This window comes from Hydrogenophaga sp. (assembly GCF_022844385.1).
Taxonomy (GTDB): Bacteria; Pseudomonadota; Gammaproteobacteria; order Burkholderiales; family Burkholderiaceae_C; genus Hydrogenophaga.
On sequence record NZ_JALHLX010000152.1, the window covers coordinates 1 to 7,248 of the forward strand.

At 65.1% G+C, this 7,248-nt stretch carries 5 protein-coding genes; 3 read left to right on the plus strand and 2 right to left on the minus strand.

Translation table 11 applies throughout. The annotated features are described in order from the left end of the window. Positions 1-220 precede the first annotated feature (220 nt). The 3 genes from Q0C59_RS17420 (at position 221) to lysS (ending at position 4,229) form a co-directional block, all read left to right on the plus strand. Positions 221-1,966, plus strand: a complete 1,746-nt coding sequence (locus Q0C59_RS17420; RefSeq protein WP_291217900.1) for a proline--tRNA ligase — start codon at positions 221-223, stop codon at positions 1,964-1,966. Next, a complete protein-coding gene (locus tag Q0C59_RS17425; RefSeq protein WP_370654243.1) occupies positions 1,963-2,595 on the plus strand; it encodes a lytic transglycosylase domain-containing protein in 633 nt (210 codons plus the stop codon). The genes Q0C59_RS17420 and Q0C59_RS17425 overlap by 4 nt, the downstream gene beginning before the upstream one ends. Positions 2,596-2,675: 80 nt before the next feature. Further along, a complete protein-coding gene (lysS, locus tag Q0C59_RS17430) occupies positions 2,676-4,229 on the plus strand; it encodes a lysine--tRNA ligase (protein WP_291217901.1) in 1,554 nt (517 codons plus the stop codon). 91 nt (positions 4,230-4,320) lie between these two features. Here lysS and Q0C59_RS17435 read toward each other — a convergent pair whose 3' ends face one another. Next, a complete protein-coding gene (locus Q0C59_RS17435; RefSeq protein ID WP_291217902.1) occupies positions 4,321-6,057 on the minus strand; it encodes a 7TM diverse intracellular signaling domain-containing protein in 1,737 nt (578 codons plus the stop codon). 156 nt (positions 6,058-6,213) lie between these two features. Then, complete coding sequence (gene rpoH, locus Q0C59_RS17440; RefSeq protein ID WP_291217904.1) at positions 6,214-7,161, minus strand: RNA polymerase sigma factor RpoH; 948 nt, start codon at positions 7,159-7,161, stop codon at positions 6,214-6,216. Between the last annotated feature and the right edge of the window lie 87 nt (positions 7,162-7,248).

Here is a 7,248-nt window from a genome sequence, read left to right on the forward strand (position 1 = left end):
ATGATGCCGACATTGGGCCTGAAGCCTTCTCTGTCAAGCATAATCAACCCCAAATTTTTAAACTGTGTTCATTATGCATCGCGCCGTGCGAGTTGCGAAGTGATCACACACCTGTTGCAGCTTCGGGCGCAGGTGGAGCATCCCGGCCTCGGGTGTTCTGTTCCCCGGACCCCACCCACGATTCCCCAACCACTGCCCATCGGCAGAAATCAGCTCGCCCATGAAAGCCTCCCAGTTCTTCATCTCGACCCAGAAGGAAGCCCCTGCCGACGCGGAAGTGGTGAGCCACCAGCTCATGACGCGCGCCGGCATGATCAAGAAGCTCGGCGCCGGTATCTACAGCTACATGCCCATGGGCTTGCGCGTGATCCACAAGGTGGAGGCCATCGTGCGCGAAGAGATGAACCGTGCCGGCGCGGTGGAACTCACCATGCCGGTGATCCAGCCGGCCGAGCTCTGGCAAGAGACGGGGCGGTTCGAAAAGATGGGCCCGGAGCTGCTGCGCATCAAGGATCGGCACGACCGCGACTTCATCGTGCAGCCCACCAGCGAAGAGGTGGTGACCGACATCGCGCGGCAGGAACTGCGCAGCTACAAGCAGCTGCCGAAAAATTTCTACCAGATCCAGACCAAGTTCCGCGACGAGCGCCGTCCGCGGTTTGGCTTGATGCGCGGGCGCGAGTTCATCATGAAAGACGCCTACAGCTTTGACCGCGACGAGGCGGCAGCCAAGGCGAGCTACCAGGTGATGGCCGCGGCCTACCGCCGCATCTTCGACCGCTTTGGTTTGCGTTATCGCGCCGTGGCGGCCGACAGCGGTGCCATCGGTGGTGACCTGAGCGAAGAGTTCCAGGTGATCGCGGCCACGGGCGAAGACGCCATCGTCTACTGCCCGAACAGCGACTACGCGGCCAACATGGAAAAGGCCGAGGCACAGGCACCCAGCGCCTCGCGCGCCGCGGCAGCCAACGCCATGGTCAAGACGCCCACACCGGGCAAGAGCACCTGCGCCGATGTGGCCGAATTGCTCGGCGTGCCGCTGGCCACCACGGTGAAGTCGCTGGTGTTGGCCACCGATGTCCTCAACGAAGCGGGCGAGGTCGCGCAAAGCCAGGTGTGGCTGCTGCTGCTGCGCGGTGATCACGACATGAACGAAGTCAAGGTGAACAAGGTGCCGGGCCTGAGCGCCGGTTTCCGTTTCGCCAGCATTCCCGAGATTGAAGAACATTTCGGTTGCCGCCCCGGCTACCTGGGCCCGATCGGACTGAAGAAACCGGTGAAGCTGGTGGTGGACCGCGAAGTGGCGGTGATGGCCGACTGGATCTGCGGCGCCAACGAGCCCGACTTCCACATGACTGGCGTGAACTGGGGCCTCGACCTGCCCGAGCCCGATCTGGTGGCCGACATCCGCAACGTGGTCGAAGGTGACGCGTCACCCGACGGCAAGGGTCCGCTCGCCATCGAGCGCGGTATCGAGGTGGGCCATGTGTTCTACCTGGGCACCAAATACAGCAAGGCGATGAGCGCCACCTTCCTTGGCGAAGACGGCAAGCCCGCGCACTTCGAAATGGGTTGCTACGGCATCGGCATCACGCGCCTGCCGGCCGCGGCCATCGAGCAGAACCACGACGAGCGCGGCATCATCTGGCCCGACGCACTGGCACCGTTCACGGTGGTGGTGTGCCCCATCGGCATGGACCGCAGCGCCGAGGTGAAGGCCGCTGCCGAACAACTGCACGCCGACCTGTTGGTTGCGGGCGTCGATGTGATCCTGGACGACCGGGGCGAGCGTCCGGGTGCGATGTTTGCCGACTGGGAGCTCATCGGTGTGCCCCACCGCGTGACCATCGGCGACCGGGGCTTGAAGACCGGTCAGGTGGAATACCAGCACCGCCGCGATGCGGCCGCTACGCCAGTGGCACTGACCGACGTGCTCGCCTTGCTGAAGGGCAAGCTCGGCGCATGAAGCCCATGGCCTGGTCGCGCCGGGACTGTCTGCTGGGAGCCGCGTCGCTTGGCTTGGGCATTTGGCCTGGCTGGGCGCATGCAGGCGGTCAATTGGAAGAGCCTTTGGCCGACTCGGTGCGGTTGGCTCTGCGCGCTGCCATCGAGTCTGACGGGCGGCCTCCTCAGCTTGAATTCGGAACCACGGAGGCGCGTCTGAAGTATTTGCGCTGGCTTGGTGCAAGCAGCGACAAGCTGCAACGCCGGAAAACGGAACTCCAGACCCGTGTCGACTTTCTGCAGACCGTCTGGTACGAGTCCAAACGTGCTGGACTGGATACAACGCTTGTTTTGGGGCTGATCCAGGTAGAGAGCGCGTTCCGAAAATTTGCCATCTCTCGGGTTGGCGCGCGCGGCTACATGCAGATCATGCCTTTCTGGGCGCGGTTGATTGGAGACGGTGATTCGTCTCAGTTGTTCGACATGCGTGTCAATCTGCGCTACGGATGCGTGATCCTGCGCCACTACCTCGACCGCGAACGCGGCGACACCTTCATGGCACTGGGCCGCTACAACGGCAGCCGCGGCCGGGCCGAGTACCCGAACGCGGTGTACTCAGCCGCGAAGAACTGGACGCACCCAGACGCCTGACGGCGATGCCCCCGGGGCGGTTCCGGCCCAAAACTACAATCAAGGGTTGCGCACACTGGTGCCCAACCCTCTTTTCACTCATGACCCAAGTCCACACCCCCGATGCCAGCGCGCCCGCGCACGACGACAACCAGCTGATCGTGGAGCGACGCGAGAAGCTCAAGGCGATGCGCGAAGCACAGCAGCGGGGCGAGGGCGTGGCTTTTCCGAACGACTTCAAACCCACCGACAAGGCGGCCGAGCTGTTCGCGGTGCACGGTGAAACCACCAAGGAAGTGCTCGAAGGCAACCCGGTGCGCGCCTGCGTGGCCGGGCGCATGATGCTCAAGCGCGTGATGGGCAAGGCCAGCTTCGCCACGCTGCAAGACGCCTCGTTCGGCCCCAGCGGAGGCCGTATCCAGATCTACCTGAACAACGACAGCGTGGGCGAGGCACTGCACAACGCGTTCAAGCACTGGGACCTGGGCGACATCGTGGCGGCCGAAGGCGTGCTGTTCCGCACCCGCACCGGTGAACTCACCATTCACGCCGACAGCGTTCGCCTCATCACCAAGAGCCTGCGCCCGCTGCCCGACAAGTTCCACGGCATTGCCGATCAGGAGATCAAGTACCGCCAGCGTTATGTGGACCTGATGACCGACGAGAGCGCGCGCCAGCGCTTCGTCAACCGCAGCCGTGGCATTGCCAGCCTGCGCGGCTTCATGGTCAGCCATGGGTTTCTCGAAGTCGAGACGCCCATGCTGCACCCGATCCCGGGGGGCGCCAACGCCAAGCCGTTCAAGACACACCACAACGCGCTCGACCAGGAGATGTTCCTGCGCATCGCGCCCGAGCTGTACTTGAAGCGTTTGCTGGTCGGCGGCTTTGACCGCGTGTTCGAGATCAACCGCAACTTCCGCAACGAAGGCATCAGCGTCCGCCACAACCCCGAGTTCACCATGATGGAGTTCTACGCGGCGTACTGGAACTACCAGGACCTGATGAGCTTCACCGAAGAGCTCATCCGCCACGTGGTGCGCGAGGTGCGGGGTGACGTGCCGCTGACCTACCAGGGCCAGCCGGTGGACGTGACCTCACCGTTCGAGCGGCTCACCATCCGCGAAGCCATCCTGAAGCACACCGAGGCGGGCGACAACGTGGACAGCACGGAGTGGCTGCTGAACCAGCTGAAGAAGCTGGGCCTGAGCGAAGCGAAGCACCAACTCTCCGCGCGCAGCCTGGCGAGCCTGCAGGTGATGTACTTTGAAGAGAAGGTCGAGGACAAGCTCTGGAACCCGACTTTCATCATGGACCACCCCACCGAGATATCGCCGCTGGCGCGCGCCAACGACGCCAAGCCCGAGGTGACCGAGCGCTTCGAGCTCTACATCACCGGCCGTGAGTTCGGCAATGCGTTCTCGGAGCTGAACGACGCCGAAGACCAGGCCGCGCGCTTTCACGCCCAGGTGTCTGCCAAGGACAGCGGTGACGACGAGGCCATGCATTTCGACGCCGACTACATCCGAGCGCTCGAATACGGCATGCCGCCGGCCGGTGGCTGCGGCATCGGCATCGACCGTTTGATGATGCTGCTGACCGACAGCGCCAGCATCCGTGACGTGATCCTGTTCCCTGCTCTCAGACGCGAGAACTGAGCCCCCACGCTCCCCTGCTGCGCGAGGTCCGCTGCCCCCCACGGGGGCTGATTCGCCTTGGAAGCGGCCCGGCGGCGAATCGTCGCCCTGATCAGAAGTTGAGCTTCAGGATGGTCCGGCGGCCATCCTGACGCAGCGCGTCCAGGCCGCTGCCCAGCCAGTCCAGGTGGGCCTGGGCGTTGCTCTCCAGGTCGGCGCCGCTGGCTGCGTCGGGCAGCAAGGCCAGCACCACCTTGAACTTGAGGGTCGCGCCCACCGGCAACTGGCTGGACGGGCGCAGCCCGCCCGCCACGATGCTGGTGGCGGCTGCCACCACCTGCGCTTCCCGCACGGGACCTTCCATCAGCAGCGCGAGCGTGCTGTCGTTGACCCGGCCTGCGGTGTCCACGTCGCGCGCCACCGATCTCAGCAATGAACCCGTGAGCACCAGCGCCCGGTCGGCCACCTCGCGTCCGTGCGTCTCGGCAAACCAGCCGTGGTTGTCCAGGTCGATCAGCAGCAACGCGCTGTGGTGCTGGTAGCGCTGAGCGCGGACCAGGCTTTCGTGCAGACGCAGCATGAAGTTGTGGCGGTTGGTCAGGCCGGTGAGCGGCTCGGTCAGGGCCAGGGCGCGCGCCCGGGTCTGGGCCTCGTGCTGCACCGATGAGCGCTGCAGCAGACCGTAGATCAGCAACGGCGCTTCGATCACCGCCGCCAGCACCATGCCGTATTGCGAGAGGAAGCCGGAAGACAGCAGCCCGAAGTTGCGCAACACCGGCAAGGTGCCCGCCAGCAACACCGGCAGGATGCCCAACGCGATCCAGCGCACCCAGCGGTCGCCGGTGCGCCAGGCGGCCCACAGCATCGCGTAGACCAGCGCCATGGTCAGCGCGCCGATGGCGGTGAGGGCCTGCAGGCTGGTGGCGGTGGGGTGCAACACGTCCCAGACGGTCAGCGCGAGAAACACGCCGGCCAGCGTCAAGGCCAGGCGGTCCAGCCCCCGGCCGATGCGCCGCGGCTGCACCACATGCCGCACAAACAGCAGCCCGGTGACGGCGGTCAGCGGCAGCAACACGAATTCAGCCAACCCGTTCCAGCGCGGCCAGCCCGGCCATATGAACTGCCCGCCCACGCCGAGCGAGGCGGAGAGTGCCAGCGCCAGCACCGTGACGTAGACCGCGTAGGCCGCAAAGCTGGTGTCGCGGAACACCAGGGCGTTGGCCACCGCCGTGGCCACCAGCAGCAGGGCCATGCCGAAATACGCGCCCAGCAAGAACTGCTGCTGGATGCGCAGCTCGCGCAAGGCGTTGTGGTTGTGCACCAGCAGTTCGCCCGAGAACGGTACGCGGGCGTGTTCGATGCGGACCCAGTAGGTCACGGTCTGGTCGGCCCGCGGATCGAGGGCGAACACCGGGTAGCGGTCGGGGTAGGCCCAGTCGCGCACGGCGATGCGGTCGCCGGCGTGCTGCGCTTTCCAGCTGCCGTCGGCCTGGCGGTGGAACAGGCTCACGAGGTCGGTGCCCGCGTGGGTCAGCTCCAGTTCCCATTGCGTGCCGGTATCCACCACCCGCGCATCAAACTTCACCCACAACACGGCACCCGGGCCGAGCTGCAGGCGGTTGTCCCGGTTGCGGATGCTGAAAGGCAATTCGGCTTGCAGTTGCTCCAGCTGGTCCACTGTCAGTTGCCCGCCCCCGTCCACCCAGAAACTGCTGCGCCCGGCCAGGCTGAGGGTGCTTTTGGTGCCATCGAGCGAGAGCGGGGACGGTTGTGGGCCGGGCTGGGCATGGGCCGCGTGCAGCGACAACAGCAAGGCGCACAAGGCGCAGAGGCGAACAAGGAAGGTCACAGAAGGGGCGACAGATGTGCAACAGCGGATCAGGCTATTGTGTCTTGTCAGGCTGACAGGTCGGCTTCTCGGGAGCACCAAGGCGGTGCGTCGCAGGCGGAAAAAAACCCCGGATGCCAGGGCAGCCGGGGTTGGCGCAGACGGTGGCGTCCGCGTTCAAGCGTAAGCGGCCAGCGCCTTGCGCATCTTTTTCATGGCCGCCACTTCAATCTGGCGCACGCGCTCGGCGCTCACGCCGTACTCGGCCGCCAGCTCGTGCAGCGTCATGCCGCCCGAGCCGTCGTCGTTCACCTTGAGCCAGCGCTCGCTCACGATGCGGCGCGAGCGGTCGTCGAGTTCGTTCATGGCCTGGGCCACGCCTTCGGTGGCCAGCGCGTCGCGCTCGGCCGATTCGAGCACGGCGGTCGGTTCGTGCGTGGCGTCGGCCAGATAGGCAATAGGGCCAAAGGCGTCTTCGCCATCGTCGCCCGGGCCCGGGTCCAGCACCACGTCGCCGCCGGAGAGCCGCGTTTCCATCTCGCGCACTTCTTCCGGCTTCACGTTGAGTTCTTTGGCCATGATGCCGACTTCAACATCGCTCAGCACCTCGCGGTGGGTGTCGCCGTCCAGCGCGTCCGAGCGGAAACCCTGTTTGCGCGAGCGCAGGTTGAAGAACAGCTTGCGCTGCGCCTTGGTGGTGGCCAGCTTGACCATGCGGCAGTTCTTCAACACGTACTCGTGGATCTCGGCCTTGATCCAGTGCATGGCGTAGCTCACCAGGCGCACGCCCTGGTCGGGGTCGAAACGCTTCACGGCCTTCATCAGGCCCACGTTGCCTTCCTGGATCAGGTCGCCGTGGGGCAGGCCGTAGCCCAGGTATTGGCGGGCAATGGACACCACCAGGCGCAGGTGCGACATCACCAACTGGCCCGCGGCCTCCAGATCGTTGTCTTCGCGCAGGCGGCGCGCAGCCTTCTGCTCTTCGTCCAGCGTGAGCAGCGGCAGGCGGTTGACCGCGGAAATGTAGGCGTCCAGATTGCCCAGCGGCGGCACCAGCGCCCAGGGGTTCGCAACAGCGACCTGGCCACTGACAGCGGCGGAAATGGGGGCAAGTGAGTGGGACATGAAGAACCTCCTCGGGTAAGTACCAAGAATATTAGCACTCTCTATGAGTGAGTGCTAAGTGTGAAGTTCCATGACCTTGGCGATTCA

What these genes read in the sequence shown, in the direction of transcription:
- Q0C59_RS17425 (WP_370654243.1), top strand. Translation starts at nt 1,963, where the DNA reads ATGAAGCCCATGGCCTGGTCGCGCCGGGACTGTCTGCTGGGAGCCGCG.
- Q0C59_RS17420 (WP_291217900.1), top strand. Translation starts at nt 221, where the DNA reads ATGAAAGCCTCCCAGTTCTTCATCTCGACCCAGAAGGAAGCCCCTGCC.
- lysS (WP_291217901.1), top strand. Translation starts at nt 2,676, where the DNA reads ATGACCCAAGTCCACACCCCCGATGCCAGCGCGCCCGCGCACGACGAC.
- rpoH (WP_291217904.1), bottom strand. Translation starts at nt 7,161, where the DNA reads ATGTCCCACTCACTTGCCCCCATTTCCGCCGCTGTCAGTGGCCAGGTC.